General features: G+C 68.9%; 10 protein-coding genes and 3 pseudogenes. 9 read left to right on the forward strand and 4 right to left on the reverse strand.

Annotation, left to right across the window (positions count from 1 at the left end):
- The first annotated feature begins 10 nt into the window (after positions 1-10).
- Positions 11-4,654 carry a serine protease gene (locus G9272_RS01235; RefSeq protein WP_171394774.1) on the forward strand — a complete coding sequence of 1,548 codons (4,644 nt, stop codon included), beginning with the start codon at positions 11-13 and terminating at the stop codon, positions 4,652-4,654.
- 1,283 nt (positions 4,655-5,937) lie between these two features.
- A protein-coding gene (locus G9272_RS01240) for an IS5 family transposase (protein WP_171394775.1) occupies positions 5,938-6,746 on the forward strand; the annotation gives its coding sequence in 2 pieces (ribosomal slippage) (positions 5,938-6,291 and positions 6,294-6,746; 807 coding nt in all).
- 31 nt (positions 6,747-6,777) lie between these two features.
- Here G9272_RS01240 and G9272_RS01245 read toward each other — a convergent pair.
- The gene (locus tag G9272_RS01245) at positions 6,778-7,770 is read right to left on the reverse strand and encodes an aldo/keto reductase (protein WP_171394776.1); all 993 of its coding nucleotides are present in this window, start codon (positions 7,768-7,770) and stop codon (positions 6,778-6,780) included.
- A gap of 126 nt (positions 7,771-7,896) precedes the next feature.
- Between G9272_RS01245 and G9272_RS01250 the strand changes: the two genes are divergently transcribed.
- The gene (locus tag G9272_RS01250; protein WP_171394777.1) at positions 7,897-8,526 is read left to right on the forward strand and encodes a TetR family transcriptional regulator; all 630 of its coding nucleotides are present in this window, start codon (positions 7,897-7,899) and stop codon (positions 8,524-8,526) included.
- 189 nt (positions 8,527-8,715) lie between these two features.
- On the opposite strand, the pseudogene G9272_RS01255 reads toward G9272_RS01250, so the two are convergent.
- Positions 8,716-9,293, reverse strand: a pseudogene (locus G9272_RS01255) (IS5 family transposase); the annotation flags it as partial.
- Between the two features lie 236 nt (positions 9,294-9,529).
- Entirely contained in the window at positions 9,530-10,840 is a 1,311-nt protein-coding gene (locus G9272_RS01265) for an MFS transporter (protein WP_171394778.1), read from the reverse strand.
- A gap of 45 nt (positions 10,841-10,885) precedes the next feature.
- Here G9272_RS01265 and G9272_RS01270 point away from each other — a divergent pair, with 45 nt between their 5' ends.
- The 4 genes and pseudogenes from G9272_RS01270 to G9272_RS01280 all read left to right on the forward strand — a co-directional run bounded on the left by G9272_RS01270 (position 10,886) and on the right by G9272_RS01280 (position 13,276).
- Positions 10,886-11,497, forward strand: a complete 612-nt coding sequence (locus G9272_RS01270; RefSeq protein ID WP_171394779.1) for a TetR/AcrR family transcriptional regulator — start codon at positions 10,886-10,888, stop codon at positions 11,495-11,497.
- Positions 11,498-11,878: 381 nt separating this feature from the next.
- Positions 11,879-12,183: pseudogene (locus tag G9272_RS44955) on the forward strand (recombinase family protein); the annotation flags it as partial.
- Positions 12,184-12,250: 67 nt separating this feature from the next.
- On the forward strand, positions 12,251-12,565 hold the full coding sequence (locus tag G9272_RS44960) for a helix-turn-helix domain-containing protein (protein WP_253267647.1): 315 nt from the start codon (positions 12,251-12,253) through the stop codon (positions 12,563-12,565).
- Positions 12,566-12,634: 69 nt separating this feature from the next.
- Positions 12,635-13,276 (forward strand): hypothetical protein, encoded by a 642-nt coding sequence (locus G9272_RS01280; RefSeq protein ID WP_171394780.1) that lies wholly within the window; start codon positions 12,635-12,637, stop codon positions 13,274-13,276.
- A gap of 32 nt (positions 13,277-13,308) precedes the next feature.
- Here the strand turns inward: G9272_RS01280 and G9272_RS01285 are convergent.
- Positions 13,309-14,369, reverse strand: a pseudogene (locus tag G9272_RS01285) (transposase); the annotation flags it as partial.
- A gap of 794 nt (positions 14,370-15,163) precedes the next feature.
- On the opposite strand from G9272_RS01285, the gene G9272_RS01290 reads away from it, so the two are divergent.
- Positions 15,164-15,370 (forward strand): hypothetical protein, encoded by a 207-nt coding sequence (locus G9272_RS01290; protein WP_253267648.1) that lies wholly within the window; start codon positions 15,164-15,166, stop codon positions 15,368-15,370.
- A 1,209-nt stretch (positions 15,371-16,579) separates the two neighbouring features.
- Positions 16,580-17,080, forward strand: coding sequence for a hypothetical protein (locus tag G9272_RS01295; protein ID WP_171394782.1), 501 nt, complete (start codon positions 16,580-16,582; stop codon positions 17,078-17,080).
- Positions 17,081-17,100: the final 20 nt, after the last annotated feature.

Here is a 17,100-nt window from a genome sequence, read left to right on the forward strand (position 1 = left end):
GTCCTGACGCATGGACGAGCACAGGTTGGCCGACATCCGGGCCGGCCATGCCGGGAAGCACCGTCCCTCCTCCCTGGGATCGGGCTACCTCGTCGCCCCCGCTCTGGTTCTGACCTGCCGGCATGTGGTCATGGACCGAGCCAGTGGGATGCCCTTCGCAAGGATCGTCGTTCGCGTCGGCCACCCCCGTGAACCCGTCGAGCAGCGCGCCGCGACCGTGGAGTGGCTGCCGCACGAGGGGGATGACGTCGCCCTGCTGCTGCTGGAGGAGCCGGTCGACGTGCCGGGGGCCGTGCGCTGGGGCAAGCCCTCCGGTGACGAACCACTGAGCTACGTGGGTCTCGGGTTTCCCGAGCACGCCCCGCCACTGGAGAAGGGACAGCGCGGTGTCGACCAGCTGAGGGGAGAACTGCCGCCGCTGGGCACCGGGCCGGAGTGGGGCGCGGTGCTGGACCAGAAGGCCACAGCAGTCCGCCGCCGACCCGGGAAGCAGCGAGAGTGGGGCGGGGTGTCGGGGGCTGCGGTGTTCTGCCAAGGGCTGCTGGTGGGCGTGGTGTTCTGCGACGACCACGAACACGAGAACCGCCGTCTGTACGCGCTGCCAGCCTGGACGTTCATCACGCGGGACGGGTTCGCAGATCTCCTGCAACGACACACCGGCCACGCCCCTGTGCTGGAATCGGCCCACGGCGGGCCCGTCGTCCCGGAGTCCGGTCACCTCCTCGTGGTGCGGGAGTTCGCGGCGGAGCGTTTCCAGGGCCGGGAGCGGGAACTGGCGCAGCTGCACACGTTCAGCACGGCTCCTGAGGGCAGCGCGCCTGGATACTGGCGCTGGCTGGCACCCGCCTGGTCGGGCAAAACGGCCCTCATGGCGGAGTTCGTCCTTCATCCCCCTTCGGACGCGGACGTGCTGTCGTTCTTCGTGAGCATCCACGACCACCCGGAGCGCTCCGACCGTGACGGCTTCCTGCGGAGCATGGGCGACCAGCTGCGTCAGCACCTGGGTGACATCGGCCTTGAGTGCGACTCCCGGGCGCGGTTTCTCAAAGCCCTGGAGCGCGCGGCGGAGCGCTCCGTATGCCGCGGGCGACGGCTCGTGCTGGTCGTGGACGGTCTGGACGAGGACGCCGGGGTCACCAGCGGGACCAGCGGCCAGAGCATCGCCGGACTCCTGCCGGCCCATCCCTACACGGGTCTGCGGATCCTCGTGACCGCACGCCCCGATCCCCCGGTGCCCATCGACGTGCCCGCCGCGCATCCGCTGCGCGGCGACGCGATCACTCACCGCCTGGAGGCCTCACCGGCGGCCCAGGTCATCCGGCAGGAGGCCGAGCGGAGCCTGTCAGCACTGCTGGACGGCAGGAAGGACGGCGACGGCGAGGAGCTGGGACGGAACGTCACCAGGCTCCTCGCCGCCGCAGGTGGCGGCCTGGGTGCCCGCGATCTCGCCGCCCTGACGGAGGCGGTGCCGCGCGAGGTGTTGCGGGTGCTCGGGGGATCGATCGGCCGCTCCTTCCACAGGCGCCGGGCCCGGCACGGCGCGGATGGCTCCCCGGAGGACGCCCCGTACTTCTTCGCCCACCGAGAGCTCCAGGAGGGTGCCTTCGCGAGCCTGTCCCCCACCGTCCTCGCGAAGTGCTGCCAGGGGATACACGACTTCGTCGAGGGCTGGCGGACGAGGGGCTGGCCAGCCGAAACGCCCGAGTACGCCCTGTCCGGCTACCCGCACCTGCTGCGCCGGCTCGGCGACGCGGACCGCCTGGGCAAGCTGGCCTCCGACATGGCGCGCCACGAGAGGCTGTGGCATGCGACGGGCTCGGACGCGACGGCACTCGCAGAGATCGACAACGCCTTCCGGTTACTCCGCGACGCCGGATGTCACGATCTCAGGTTGCCGGTGCGACTGGCGTACTGCCGCGACCTGATCCGCCACAGATCAGTCGACGTTCCCGACCAGTTGGTCACCCTCTCGGCCTTCCTGGGGCAGACCAGCCGGGCCGTCGCTCTCGCCAAGTCGCATCCCGATCCCCGGCACCAAGTCCACCGGCTGATGGCGGTCAGCGAAGCCCTGCTGGAGGCACACGACACCACGGCGGCCCGGGAGGTGGCGCTTGACGCCGCCGCACGAGCAACGACGATCACCGTGTCGAGCGCGGAGGATCACGTGTGTCTGCTGGTCCGCACCGCCCGGATGCTGGCTCGGGTGGGAGCGGGAGACATCGTCGGTCTGCTGCGCCGGGCCGTGGGCATCGCGGAGACCATCACCCAGCCCGGCCGTCAGTCCCAGGATTTCGCTGTCCTGCATGACTCGCCGCTGTCGCAGGTCAGCGCCCTGGCCCGGGCGTGCACGGTCCTGGAGGAGGCACAGGACCTGTGCGGTGCCGATGCCTTCTCGAAGGAACTGGCGGCCAGGGTGGAAGCGCTGGCGGAGCTGGCGGCACGCATCACCCGTACCCTGCACCGCGACATCCAGCCCCACCATCTGGTACCTGCCGCGTCCATCATGGCACGGGCGGGACACCCGGAACGGGCCGTCGAACTGGCCGCGGCCGCGCTCGCCCATGTCCCGTACGACGTGGGACAACGCTGTGATCACCTGGCTGGAGTCGCCGAGGTTCTGGCGCTCGCGATGGAGCCGGATCGCGCGGCCGAGCTGTGCCGGGCAGCCGCTGACCTCGCCCGCAGCGTCACCGGCGCCACCCTGCCGGCCCAGCACCTGCTGGTGGTGGCGAAGGCGTCGCTGACCCTCGCCGATGCGTCCACGCCGGCACGTGACCGCGTCAGGGAGCACACGCGGCAGGCCGCACTGCTCGCGCTGGAGGCCGCCGCCACCGCCCTGCACCAGGGAGAGCAGGACCAGCAAGGACATCAAGCGGACGTGCTGGCGTGCGCCTGCGACGTGCTGACACGGTCAGGCAGCCCCTGGGCGGCGGCGCAGGTCGCCCAAAGCCTGTCCGATCCCGCCCGCAAAGCCCACGTGCTGCTGGCCGCAGGCCATGCGTTGGCCGACTCCCGGGAGTCCCGCCTCGCTGCGGCACTGGCCCGGGAAGCCGCTGGCACCATCCGCTCCCTCACCCCCGCGAAGCACACGATCGCCGCACTGGCCGAGGCGGGCCGACTGCTTGCCCGTACCGGTGAACCACACCGCGCCGCCGAGGTAGCGGAGGAAGCCGGTGGTCTGGCCCGGGACCTCACCGATACCCGTCCCTCGGACCTTACCCTCGCCCACCTCGTCACCGCCCTGCGCCAGGCGGGCCAGCTGCGGCGTGCTGTCCCCATGGCCCGATCGCTCAAAGATCCCGCGGCGCGGTCCACCGCCCTGGCGCTCGCCGCCGGCGCCCACGCACAGGCCGCAGAGCTGGCCATCGCGGTCGGCCTGGTGGCTGAGGCCGCCGAAGCCGCGCCCACGGTCTTCTCCGACCTGAGGGCCGAGGCCCTGGCGCAGGTCGCTCAGGCACTCGCACGGTCGGGAGACCTTGAGCACGCCGTCGAACTCGCCGGAGACGTCGTCCGGCACTTCCGCTCGGACTTCGGCCTCCCGCTCGACGCGCTGGCTGGCGTCGTCCAGGCTCTCGCCGAGGCGGGGCGGACCGGCGAGGCCCTGGACCTCGCCGCGACACTGACCGGCACGGAATCCAAGGCGGACGCCCTGGCACGCGTGGCCGTGACACTGGCCCGCCCGGACTTCCCGCGTGCCTGCCGCATCACGACCGACGCCGCGCTCCTGGTCTTCGACGAGGACAACCCGCTGAGCCAGGCCTTCGCCCTTGCACGGGTCGTTCGGTCGCTGGCCGGCCCGAGGAAAGAGCGCCACGGTTCATGCGAGCTGGCGCACGTCGCCATCGACGTCGCGCTGTCCGTCACCAAGCCCTGGACGGACCCCCAGCTGATCGCTGAGGTCTGCGAGGCACTGATCCAGGCAGGAGACGTCGGCCACGCCGTGGAACTCGCCATGGACTACGCCCACTCCGTGGCAGACGACGCCGATCCCGAACTCCACGCCGCCGCGCTGGCGCACGCGGCGTGCACCCTCGCCCTCGCCGGAGAGACCGGGCACGCCGTGGCCTGGGCGACGCTGGCGGCCGAGGAGGCTCGCGCCCTCCGCCATGTAGGTGACCGGGCGGATGTCCTCTTCACCGCCGCCACTGCCCTGACGGAATCGGACAAGGCGGACCGAGCCGCCGAACTCGCCGCAAAAATCCCGGACATGGAACTGCGGTCCAGCGCCCTCGCCACCGCCAGCCACAGCCTGATCAGGAAGGGCGAACTGCCGCAGGCCCTCAAGGCCGCCCGGGACATCCGGGATCCCGCCACCCGGGCCGAAGCCCTCGCCCATATCGCCAGCACGCTGGGCGACACCGGTCAGCACCAGTTGTGCCTCACATACCTCTCCGAGGCCGCCGAGCACGCCAGAACCGTCACCAACCACTACCAGCGGGACACGCTTCTGGCCGACCTCGCATGCGCCGCCCCGGACGAGCACACGGGACGCGCGCTGCTGGCCGAGCTGCTCAGTTCCGGTGCCTGGGAGGCGGCACTGCCGGCGATGGCACAGGTCGCCCCCGAAACCCTGAAGACCATGGCATCCCTGCTCGCGGAACCCGGCATGCCGTCAGCCGCGCAGCCGTCGAGGACTTCGCTGAGCACGGCCTGATCGGCAGGGTCTACGGCAAGCTTCCAGCGGATTTTCACGGTCATCGAGGTCGTCCGAGCCCGCTGACGTCAGCAGACGACTCGGGCCCAGTTGGTGATCTTTTCCACCTGAGATTCGTTGGACGGGCGTGAAACTGTCGCCGAAACCATGCCCGGGGTGGAGCACTATGCCGAGACGACGGCCGAGAGTGCCCTGCCACCTCGCCGATTCCGCAGGGCCAGAGAGCTGGAGCCAGGCGGCCGCGGACGACGCCCTGGATGCGATAGACACCCTCGCCGGGGCACTGTCCGCGCTCGGGCCGGACGTCGCGGCCGCCCTTCTCGCCGGTGACGACCGCCACCACCAATGCACGCCGACAGCTCGGGCTTGGCAACGATGGAGGCACGGCGGTCGTGGGGGAAGTGCCGGGCCTGCGGCGTTCCGCACAGCGTTGCCGGCGGCGCGGGCTTGGGCCCGCCTTCAAAGGTATCCGTACGGACGGCTGACCACAGGCGCGCAAGGCCGTTGGCCAGGACGCAAGGAGCGTACGACTGCTCCGGCGTGCACCACCGAAGCAGCAATGCAGTGGGCGCCCTCACCGCAGCGGCCTTGGCACCAGAATAGAAGAGGGATACCTCTCCTATTCGATTCGAAGGTGATGCCCCCCGGATCGGACCCGCTGCGTCATCGTGGGATCCGGCAGTAGCCCTCAAGAGGCAGGTTCAGCATGAACACCGTGTTGTACCGCCGCCGGATATCGCTCACGCTCGCAGCCGAAGGCTCGCACAGGAACCGGTAGGCGTTAGCCGGTTGCTCAGGCTCGGGAACCAAGGAGCCTGGCAGGTCCCAGGTAAGGGTGTGCCCGGCGCGGGTCAGCTCGCCCTGTCTGCCCTCGCTGGCGATGTCGGGGGTGAAGGGGATCCCGGACAGGACCTGTTCCCCCACATCGAGGATCCGGGGACGGTCTCGGCCTGCGGCAGCGGGGAACTGTAGTAGGCCGTCAGACGCATCCAGCGGGACACGCGGTAGGCGGATCTCACCGGAGTGAACAGATCCCAGCTGGCCATGCCTCGGGTGTAGTGGTCCTCAATGACCAGGAGACGCAACACCAGGGGTGTGCTCTCCGCGTAGGCGTGGGCGATGGCGCGCAGCCGGGCCTCAGTGTCCTGCCGAGCCCGACGGGCGGTATCACTGTCTGCGAGCTGGTGGGCTGTGCGGCGGCTGGTCGAGCCGAGGAGCGTCCATATGCGGGCCACAACAATAAGACATCGTTTCTTATGGCCCGATCGCGCGTTGAACCGGGCATGACGAATCTGGTTGAGCGGTTGGCACCGGACGAGTTGTGGGCTCTGTTCCAGCGGGTGGTGCCGCCCGCCGAGGTGAAGCGTCCGCAGGGCGGGGGCCGGCGTCGAGCCGGTGACCGCGAGGCACTGGCCGCGATCATCTTCGTCGCTACCTCCGGTTGTACGTGGCGGCAGCTCCCGCCTGTGTTCGGTCCGGCCTGGCAGACGGTGTACCGGAGGTTCACACAGTGGAGCCAGGACCGGGTCTGGGCCCGGCTCCACCGCGTGGTCCTGGATGAACTCGGTGCCCGGGGTGAGCTGGACTGGTCCCGGTGCGCAATCGATTCGGTCAGCATCCGTGCCGTAAAAGGGAGATGCTGACGGGACCGAATCCGACCGATCGTGGCAAGTCGGGATCGAAGATTCATCTGCTCACCGACCGGAACGGACTGCCGCTGGCGCTGGGCATCTCCGGAGCCAACATGCACGACAGCCAGGCCCTGGAACCGCTTGTGCGCGGCATCCCGCCCATCCGCTCCCGCCGCGGACCTCGACGCAGACGCCCGGCGAAACTGCATGCGGACAAGGGCTACGACCACAAGCACCTGCGACGATGGCTCCGCAGCCGCGGCATACGCCACCGCATCGCACGCAAGGGCATCGAGCCCTCGCAGCGGCTCGGCCGTCATCGATTGGTCGTTGAACGTACGGTTTCCTGGCTTGGCGGATGCCGTCGCCTGCACCGGCGCTACGAACGCAAGCCCGAGCACTTCCTCGCCCTCGTCGGCATAGCCGCCGCTCTCATCTGCCACCGGCGCCTCACCACATGAACGGTGGAGAGGCGTTGTGGCGTCGGCGGGATCAGTCGGTGGTGAAGCTGGACAGTGTCGCGGCCGGGTAGCGGCTGCCCGCCGAGCCGTGGGGGAGGATCTCGGTGATGTGGGCCAGGTCGGCGTCGGTGAGCTGGACGCTGTCCGCGCCGGCGTTCTCCTCGAGACGCTTGGCACTGCGGGTGCCGGGGATGGGCACGACGTCCTGACCCTGGGCGAGGAGCCAGGCCAGCGCGAGTTGGGCGGTGGTGATGCCCTTGGCCGCGGCGAGTTCCTTGAGCTGTTCGGTGGCGCGGAGGTTGTAGGTGTAGTTCTCGCCCTGCCAGCGCTCGTCCCAGCTGCGCATGTCGTCCGCGGGGTATTCGCTCGCGGGCTTGACCGCTCCGGTCAGGAAGCCTCGGCCGAGCGGGGAGTAGGGCACCAGGCCGATGCCGAGCTCCCGCAGGACGGGGAGGATCTCCTCCTGCACCTCGCGCTCGAAGAGCGAGTACTCGTACTGGAGGGCGGAGACCGGGGTGACGGCGTGGGCTCGGCGGATGTACCGGGGGCCGACGTTGCTCAGGCCGAAGTACCTGACCTTGCCCTCGGTGATCAGTTCACCGACGGCGCCCGCGACTTCCTCGGCGGGGACGTTGGGGTCGGAGATGTGCTGGTAGAACAGGTCGATGTGGGCGGTCTGCAGGTGACGCAGGCTGTTTTCGGCGACCTCGCGGATGTTCTCGGGGCGGCTGTTGAAGCCGGAACCGAGCGGCTGGGAGGTCATGTCGAAGCCGAATTTGGTGGCCAGGACCACCTCGTCGCGGAAGTCCCGGACAGCTTTGCCCAGCAGGATCTCGTTGCTGCCGGTACCGGCGCCGTACAGCTCGGCGGTGTCGAAGAAGTCGATCCCGAGTTCGTGGGCACGATGGATGGTCGCGGTGCCCTCGTCATCGTTCGAGGTGCCGTAGGCCATGGACATGCCCATGACGCCGAGACCGAGCGCCGAGACGCGCAGGCCCTGAGAGCCCAGGTTGCGGTGCTGCATGAGTTCACTTCCTCAGTGCTTGTCGGCCCCACCCCGAACGGGTCGAACCGAACTGTTCGGTTTTAACGTTACGCGCAGGTGCTCTGCAACGCCAAACCAAACCGTTCGGTGCTTTATCCTGGGGTTATGTCCCATTCCCCCGACTCCGGCCAGGCACCAGTGCACGCTGCTGCTTCTGGCAGCAGCGACACCACGCGTGAGCGGATCCTCGCCGCTGCCATGGAGGAGTTCGCCCGCCACGGCATCGCCGGCGCCCGCGTCGACCGCATCGCCAAACTGGCCCGGACCAGCAAGGAGCGGGTCTACGCCTACTTCCGCAGCAAGGAAGCGCTCTACGCCCATGTCGCCGCGCGAGAGCTCTCCGTCATCGCCGAAGCCACCCAGATAGACCCGTCCGACCTTCCCGGCTACGCGGGCCGCCTGTTCGACTACTTCACCGCCCGCCCGGACCATCACCGCCTGATCACCTGGGGTCGCCTCGAACTGGCTGACGCCGCGGCCACCGAAGCCGATCCCACCCGGGCGACCATCACCCGCAAGCTCGACCAGCTCCGCCAGGCTCAGCAGGCCGGGCAACTCAGTCCCGCCTGGGACCCGGCCGACGTCCTCGCCCTGGTCAACCAGATCGCCACTACCTGGGCAGCCCAACCCGAACTCGCCGAAGCCGCGGCCGAGCACGCCACAGACTCCTCCACCGCGGCCCGCCGCGCCGCCGTGGTGACCGCAGTCGAGCAGCTATTCCCCCGAGCGGTCTGACTAGCACCGGTTTCGGGCAGGGGACCCGCACGCAACGGGGTACGTGCGCTGGTGACCGGAGTTGGGTTCAGGATGCCGAGCCCCCGGGCATCCCTGCTCACCAGCACCACCACTGACGGAACCTCACAGGAATCCGTCCGACACCGTTCAGCGACCGATCACGCCATAAGAAACGACCTCTTACAACGGCTAACACAATGAGCTGAGTTGTCGGTGGGTGATGAGGCAGCAGGCGAGTTTGAGGAACGCTTCGTGGATGTCGGCTCGCCGTTCCCATCGGATGCGCAGACGTCGGAAGCCGTGCAGCCACGCAAAACTCCTCTCCACGACCCAGCGGTAGGTGCCCAGTCCTGTGCCGTGCAGGGTGCCGCGGCGGGCGATCGCGGACACGATGCCGCGGGCGCGGACCTGGTCGCGGTAGATGTCGTGGTCGTAGCCTCGGTCGGCGAACAGAGAATCCGGCCTGCGGCGGGGACGTCCGACCCGGCCGCGGACCGGCGGGATCGCGTCGAGCAGCGGCAGCAACTGCGTGACGTCGTTGCGGTTGCCCCCGGTCAGCAGGACCGCAAGCGGGGTGCCGTGCCCGTCGGTGATCAGATGGTGTTTCGAGCCGGCCCGGCCCCGGTCGACCGGCGAGGGGCCCGTGTGGATCCCCCTTCTAACGCCCTGACGTGGGAGGAGTCGACCACGCACCTCGACCAGTCCAACCGGGAAGCCGCATTCAGCTCGGCCAGCAGGACCTCGTGCAGCCGCTGCCACACTCCGGCCCGTGCTGCGGGTCAGGCCGTCTGCGGTGCCGATCGCGGTCAGACGGCCGGTCAGATCGTAGCCGAGGGTGGGGGTCGCTGTCGTTGCCTCCGCGCCCGTGCCTGTCTCTCTCGTCAGGCGGCCGAGGCCGTCATAGGTGCGCTCACGCCTCACTCCGCCCGGCAGGAGCTCGGTTACCGGCCGGTCCGTCGCGCTGCACTGGGCCGCCAAGGGTGCACGCCTCTCCCGATGCGGCTCATCGGTCGCGCTCCGGCTCAGTCGCTTGGGCATCTCCAGTGCGTCGTCGAACTGTACGAACCCTTGATCCCGTCGAGCCACGTGGTGTTGGAGTGTCGTTGCTCGCGGGACGCATGCTGATCAGGCTTGCGGCGAGTAGCAGAGCGCCCCCGATGTAGAAGGGGGCGCGAAGCCCGAAGGAGTCGGCTTCAAGACCCGCGAGAACAGCGCCGAGCGTGATTCCGCCGCCGATGACCATCTGGTAGGCCATGCCGACCCGCCCCAGCAAGTGAGCAGGGACGAGTGCCTGGCGGAGGGACACTGCGGTCACATTCCATGCCAGGTTCGCCGCTCCGTACGCAGCGATGCAGGCGCCGGCGATGAGGCCCGAGGAGGCCGCGCCGGCAGCCACTGCGGTGCCTGCGGTGACCGCAGCAGTCAGCCGCAGAACTCGAGGGGGTCCGTAGCGGGCGCTCAGGCGAGGCGTCGCCATCGCCCCCGCTACGCCGCCGATCGCGAAGGAGGCGACCAACAGGGCGAATCCGAGACTGGTCAGGCCCAGGGTCTGCCGGGCGTAGAGCACCAGAATGGCGATGAGGCCCCCACCTACAAGGTTCGTGATCCCAGACGTCAGGCAGAGGCGACGGAGCAACGGCTGCTGCCAGAGCCAGCGCACCCCCTGAGTCGTGTCGTCGAGCAACCTCCTCCAAGGGTTTGGTGTGGCTTGCGGCCGTGGACGGAAGTCGCCGCTCAGCGTCAGGGCCAGTACGGCAGCGGCCGCGAACGACACCGCATCGACGGCGAAGGGAAGCATGGCGCAGACACCGAAGAGCAACGCGCCCAGCGGGGTGCCGAGGAGGGTGTCGGTGATGAGAGAACCGGACTGCAGACGGGCGTTGGCGCGCGTCAGGTCCGGGGAGGCAACCAGCGTCGGCACGATGCCTGACCAGGCTCCGTTGTAGAGGGTCTGTCCAAGCCCGAGAAGGAAACCGATGCCGGCCAGCAGAAGCACCGTCATCGCGTGAACTGCCACTGCGACGGCGAGCACCCCGACGACCACGGCTCGGACAGCGTCGACGACCCACAGGATGCGACGGCGGTCGAAGCGGTCCGCTATGGCGCCCGAGAGGAGGCCGAACAGCAGCAGGGGCAGTTGTTCGGCCACATAGACGAAGGTGACCTGGCGAGGATCGGAGGTGAGCTGAGCCGCGAGCAGGGGCAGAGCGACGAAGCGCATCCCGTCGCCGAGGCTGGAGACGATCACCGAGGCCAAGAGGCGCTGGAAATCCGGCCCGAGCTTCGTGCGCGTGCTGCCTCTGGATAAAAACATGAACTAGACTCTGGTTCGTGTTTTGGGAAGGTGTCAAGGAGTTCGATGGCCGAGATGCACGAGCCGCAGCAGCAACGCAGTCGAGAGAAAGTCGCCCGCATCATTGAGGTGACAGCTTCGCTGCTGGAGACCACCTCCTACGACGATCTGGGCACCAAGCTGATCGCGGCCGAGGCCGGAGTGTCGGTCGGCGTGCTGTACCGGTACTTCGCCGACAAAGAGGCGATCGTCGCCTCGCTGGTGCGCAGTTGGCTTCGGCTGGATGTGCAGATCGCCGAGCGCGTCACAGCCGAGCCGCTGCCTGAACGCTCGCAGGACCTGTTGGAAAAGCTGATCACCGCGTACGCCGACCGCTTCCGCGAAGAGCCCGGCTACCGTCGGATCTGGTACCACGGACCACGCGTCGCGTCACTGCGAGCCGACACCCAGCAGACCGATCGGGAGATCGCTGACCGGGTTCACCGGGCCCTCGTCCGCGGGTATGCAATGCCGGACACTGACGAATCACGTCGACGAGGTCGGCTCGCTGTCGAGGTCGGAAGCAACCTCCTCGACCTCGCCTTCCGCGACGATCCCATGGGGGACACGGAGACTCTTGCCGACGCAGCACTCATGATGGATCGCTACCTCTTCGCCCCACCAACCAGCTCGAGTTGAGGGCCATCCAGCCCCTTCGTCCACCCCGTGACTACCCGCAGCGGTGACCTGGCAGGGAACGAACGCCTGATGATGAGACAGGTACGGTAGCTCGCACAAACGGGGACTGGTGGTGGGGAGGAGGGCCGGCTCGCTTTCGAGCGGCTCCAGCAGCGCCTGCCCCGGCGAGGCAGCGCAGCAGGGGCGGCCGCGACACGATGGCCCGCCCAGTTCGTGGTCTTCGACGTGCTGCGCCTGGCCGGCACCGACACCACGACCTGGTCGTACCGGCGACGCCAGACCGCCCTCAAGGAACTCTTCACCGACCTGCGCCTGCAAGCCCCCCGGACACTGACCCCCACGACCACCGACCCTGGCATCACCCACGGAACGGTGCCGTGCATGACGACTACCGCTGAGTGGGCGGACGCTGACAGCCCGCTGGAAGCCTTCCCTGCGAACTCCTCCGGGGCCCCGGTCGGGTACGCGCGCGTGTCCACGAAGGGGCAGCTGCTCGACCGACAGATTGCCGCGCTGACGGAAGCCGACTGCATGCACATCATCGCCGACAAGAAGTCGGGCAAGAACGCGGAGCGCGAGGAACTGTGGAAGTGCCTCGACTCCGGCCCGGCGACACCCTGGTGGTGCCCTCCCTCGACCGGTTGGGCCGCTCAATCCAGGACCTGATCTCGATCGTCTCCGGCCTGCGGAAGCGCGGGATCGACTTCCAGTCGCTGGACACCACGACCCCTGGCGGCCGCCTGGTCGCCCGCGATGGCGGACAAACAGGTGTGGCACGCGCGGGCCTTGCTCACGGACCCGGAGAACACGATCACGTCGATTGCGAAGCTGCTTGGCGTCTCACGGACCACGGTCTACAAGTGGTGCCGGAGTTGGCGGCGGGCAGGGACTCGCTGGTGGCGACCACGCCCCGGGCGGCCCTGCCCGCCCCTCGGTGACCTCGGGTCAGTTGACGGAAGCGGGCGGGGCGTCGTCGAGGTGGCTTCGCAGGTGGGAGCGGCCACCACTTGTCGACGAGTTTGGGTTCTGGTCCAACTCTTGTGGAGCGGTGACACTCAGTGTTGTTGAACAGATCTGCGATGGTGATGTGCCACCACCACCGACGGTGTGTCGGTGGGACAGTCGATAATGCCGGTCATGGCAGATCGCAGTCCGGTGCTCAGGATCATCACCTCGGCGGCACGGGAGTCCTTGAAGCCGCTCGGCCTGGCCCAGCGCGGGCGGTCGCGGCTGTGGATTGATGATCACGGGTGGTGGCTCGGGGTTGTGGAGTTCACTCCGCCGCGGATTTCCGGCAGTGGTTTGTACGTCGGTGCGATGTGGCTGTGGCACGACGTGGACCACCTGGCCTTCCACGTGGACTCAGTCCGGGTCGGCTCCGAACTGTTCCGTACCGAGGACCAGTTCACGCCGCTGGCACTCGAACTCAGCCGGCAGGCGGCTGCGAACGTGACCGCGCTGAGGGAGAAATTCCCGGCTCTGCCGGACGTCGCCCGATATCTGACGTCCAGGCCGGTGCGGCGGGGATTCTTCTGGGACAGCTTCGACTCTGGGATCGCGGCCGCTCTGGTCGGGGACCCGGACACGGCCCGCGATCACTTCGAGCGAGTCCTTCGAGAGGACGCACTGGCCCCGTGGATGGTCGAAGCCCAGGAGAAGGCGCGTGAGCTTCACGCGATCGCGGCAGATCGCGATGCCCTGACCGCCTGGGTCACGCGGGCCGTCGACTCATGCCGGAGCAAGCTGGGCCTGGATCCCGTGCCGTTTGCGATCAGCTGAACGGACCCGCTCGTCGAGCGACAGAGCTGCGGTCAGGCAAGGAGGACTCGCTTCCGCAGCAGGCCGAAGCCGGCCCGGCCGTACATCTGGCGCTTGATCATTTTGATCCGGTTGACGTGACCTTCGACGACGCCGGAGTTCCAGCGCAGCGTGAGGCCGGCGGTGACGGCGGCAAGGCCCCGCTCGAGGGCGTTGACGAAGGTGTGGAGGCTGGGAAGGTCGTCGGCCCGGACCGCCTTGATCCATTGCGGAAGTTGGTCGCCCTGGAGCTGGGTGAGCATCTTCCCGAAAGCGCTGACGTGCACGGTGAGGGCACCCAGTTCGGGGCAGCCGGCGAGGACGGATTTGAGCTTCAGGTGCTCGTTCTCCGGCAGGGTGTCGGGGTGAGTCAGGATCCATCCGGCGACCGTGCGTGGGGACGGAGGACGGGCTGCAGGTGCGGTCGGGGATGTGCGAACGGCTGGAGGTAGGCACGGACGGCTCCGTAGCCGCCGGTGTAGCCGTGCGTCTTGATCTCTTCCCAGAGGTTCCAGGCGTTCGTGCAGCCCTCGGCCCATCGCTCGTGCAGGTACGGCTTGAAGTCGTCGAGCTTGGTCTGGCGGTTCTGCCACTGCCCCTGGAACAGGTCTTCCGACCTCGCGGCGTCGGCCAGCCGTTGGACGGGGCGGTAGGTCATGCCGAGCTGGCGCTGGATCGAGCGTCGGCTGTGGCCGGCGGCCAGCAGCGCGTGGACGGCGGCGTGCTTGGCACGGGTACGGTCGGCGAACCGGTGCCCGGTGGGCCATGGCGACCCGTTCTCGGCCGGTGCCGGAGCCGGAACCTTCTCCGGCGCCGACTCGGCGAAGGATGCGCGGAGGCACGAGCGGTGGCGGGAGCGGTGGCGGGAGACACACCGCTCGGCCGCTTCGCCGAGGTTGCGCCACAGGTGGAACCGGTCGGCGACCTGGACCGCGGTGGGCGCCCCGATTCTGGCGCCCTCGGCGAAGCGTGCGTGTGCGACCTGGCAGACAGCCTGGGCGCGCCAGTCCACCGTCAGCCACCACCTGAAGATCACGACCGAGGCCGGGCTGCTGGACCGAGAACGACGCGGCACCTGGGCCTGGTTCTCCGTCAACCACGACCGGCTGCAGCGGATCCGATCCATCCTGGACCCGGCACCCCGCGCTGCATGCAACTGACCGCTGCTTCGGGCTGCTGACGGCGCCCGGTCGGACGGCCGGCTGTCCTTCCTCGATCTGACGGATGCCCAGCCAGCAACAGCGCTTCGTCCGTTGCCCGCACGGGTTTGGTGATCCACGATCCTGCTCAATTCCCCGCCTGCGCGCCGAAATGACCCGGCAGAAGCATGGGCCGAAAAAGCCCGGCAAGAGCGAAGGCACCGGGATCTGTGACGACGGCTTAGCGAACGGGGCACACACCTCAGGTCCGGTTTCGGAGGAAGCGCACCGCCCGAGCACCCTGGTTGTGGCCTGCCACCACCGAGGGCCATCCAGCACGCTCTCCAACTCCAGCGAGTACCACGCCCCCACGTCACGTGAGATCGCTCAGAGCCCGCCGGTTGCTGCGCCAACCGCTGCACGACACGTCCGAGAGCAACTGAGGTCAGTCCGGAACAAGTTGCGGTGTGCCAGATCAGAAAGCCACTGTCCGGAGAACCCGCAGGTCACTTGCTTCTGAGAATCGTCCGCCTGCTGGTAAAACATCGCAGGTCAAAAGACGCTCAGAGGGCGAAGATCACTTCATTTGCTGCTGGTCGTGACAAGGGTGGCGCCGCGCCTGCGTGCGGCGCGATTCGGCCAGCTGCTCATCTGCCGTGCGCCGAGCCGTAGTTACCGGTGCGTAGAGTAGGACGGTTGCCTGAAGGTCATTTTGAGAAGGGATCATGGAGTGCGTCGGTTGCTTGGCCTGGCGGTGGTGTTGGCAGGGATGGCTCTCGCCTTCTGGTTGGTCCTGGGGCCTTCGTCCGACTGGGAGGGTGCCGCGAAGTTCATGCACTTCGCCCTCCTGCTGTCCTGCTTCCTGGTGATCGGCGGCGGGGTGCGGCTGGTCTTCCCCGACAAGTCCGCGGACGAGGTGGCGGAGAGCGCGGGGTGAGCAGCGCTCTGCGCGGGCGGGTCGCGTGCGGACGGCTCACCGCGGTCCGATGTCCGGAGCAGTACGTACGCCGAACTCGCGGCGAAGGGCGGACAGCGCGGCAAGGTGTCCCGCCATGCCGTGGACGCTCGGTCCGGGCGGCGTTGACACCGAGCACAGGTACACACCGTGCAGCGGGGTGCGGTACGGATCGAAGCGGGGCACGGGACGCATGAGGGACTGCCAGAGGGGCATGGCACCCCCGCCGATGTCTCCCCCCCCCCCACGTAATTCGGGTTGTACTCCTCGTACTGTGCGCCGCCGATCCCCCGCCGGTGGATGACCGTGTCGGTGAATCCCGGCGCATAACGCTCGATGCACGCAGTGACCGTCGCGGCCGGGTCGACGGCGTCACCGTTGGGGACGTGGGCATAGGCCCATACGGGACGTCGTCCGGCTCTGGCGCGGCCGGGGTCGGCCGCGGCCGGGTCGACCAGCAGGACGAACGGCTCCTCGGGCCGGATGCCGGCCGCCGCCGCTGTCTCGGCCCGGTACATCTCTGCCTGGGTCCCGCCCAGGTGGACGGTGGCGGCCTGTCCCACGGCGGGATTGGCCCAGGGGATCGGCTCGGAGACGAGAAAGTCGACCTTCGCCGCAGCGGGCCCGTACCGGAACTGGGCGAGGCCTCGCCGGTAACGGACGGGCAGCCGATCGGCGGCGATCCGGGCGAACGCCTTGGGGCTCACGTCGAGCAGCACCGTCTTGGCACCGGGGAGCTCCTCGAGACCGGTCACGTGATGGCTGGTGTGGAAGGTTCCGCCGCAGGCGACGATGTCGGCGGCGAGAGCGTCGGCGATGCGGGCGCTTCCGCTCTCGGGCACCGGCCAGCCACCGGCGTGCGCGAGGTGTCCGAGAAGCACGGCGACCGCGCCCGAGGCCAGGGACGGCAGCCTGCCCACCGCGTGGGCCGCCCGGTGAGGAGGGAGCGGGCCTCTTCGGTGCTGAAGTGGCGGGGCGCGGGGCTGTGTCGTACGTCGTCGTCATGCCAGCTCCAACGGGCCAGCCGTGGGATAGGGCGTGTAACACCCGTCCGGGTAGGCGGGTCACTGGTGACGAGATGGGGGGCGGGTGCGCTGGCCCTGTTGGGTGGGGCCACAATCACCGCCATGTCAGAGACCTTCTGGACCGCTGTCGGGCGCGATCGGCGGCACGCTGGCCTTCTTCGGCGTCGTGTGGCAGGTATTCCTCACGCGCGCGTCGCTGAAGACCAGTCAGCTGATGACCGCGGACGCGATCCGCAGCCGGCTCGACTCCCAGGCCCCGGACGTCACCCTCAAGCTGAGTCCCCCACCATTGGAGCCGCAGGCGTGGAACAGCACGGGGATGCCGTGCAACACATGGCCGCAGGGGCATCGCTGGCACTTCCCGGCGGATCAGGACGGCGCCAACCGGCTCGTGCCCCAGCAGGTTCTGGTCCTGGAGAACCTCAGCGACCGCAGAGTGGAGGCCCGGTTCGACGGCGACCTGGTCGTGGCCGATGAGGACAGGCGGCCCAGCCCCGCCGGCGTCATCGTCCTCGAGCCGGGCGAGAGCAGCCCCTTGCACGGCCCCGTGCTGACCACCGGTGAGCACCCGCCGTACCCGCCGGACCCAGGCGCGCTGTGGCGGACGGAAACGCCCATGCCCACCGGCTACTCCACTGACCGCCAGGACAAACGCCCCGCCTGGTAGACCCAGCCAGCACCGGCCGG

Origin of the sequence: Streptomyces asoensis (assembly GCF_013085465.1) — a bacterium.
GTDB lineage: Bacteria > Actinomycetota > Actinomycetes > Streptomycetales > Streptomycetaceae > Streptomyces > Streptomyces cacaoi_A.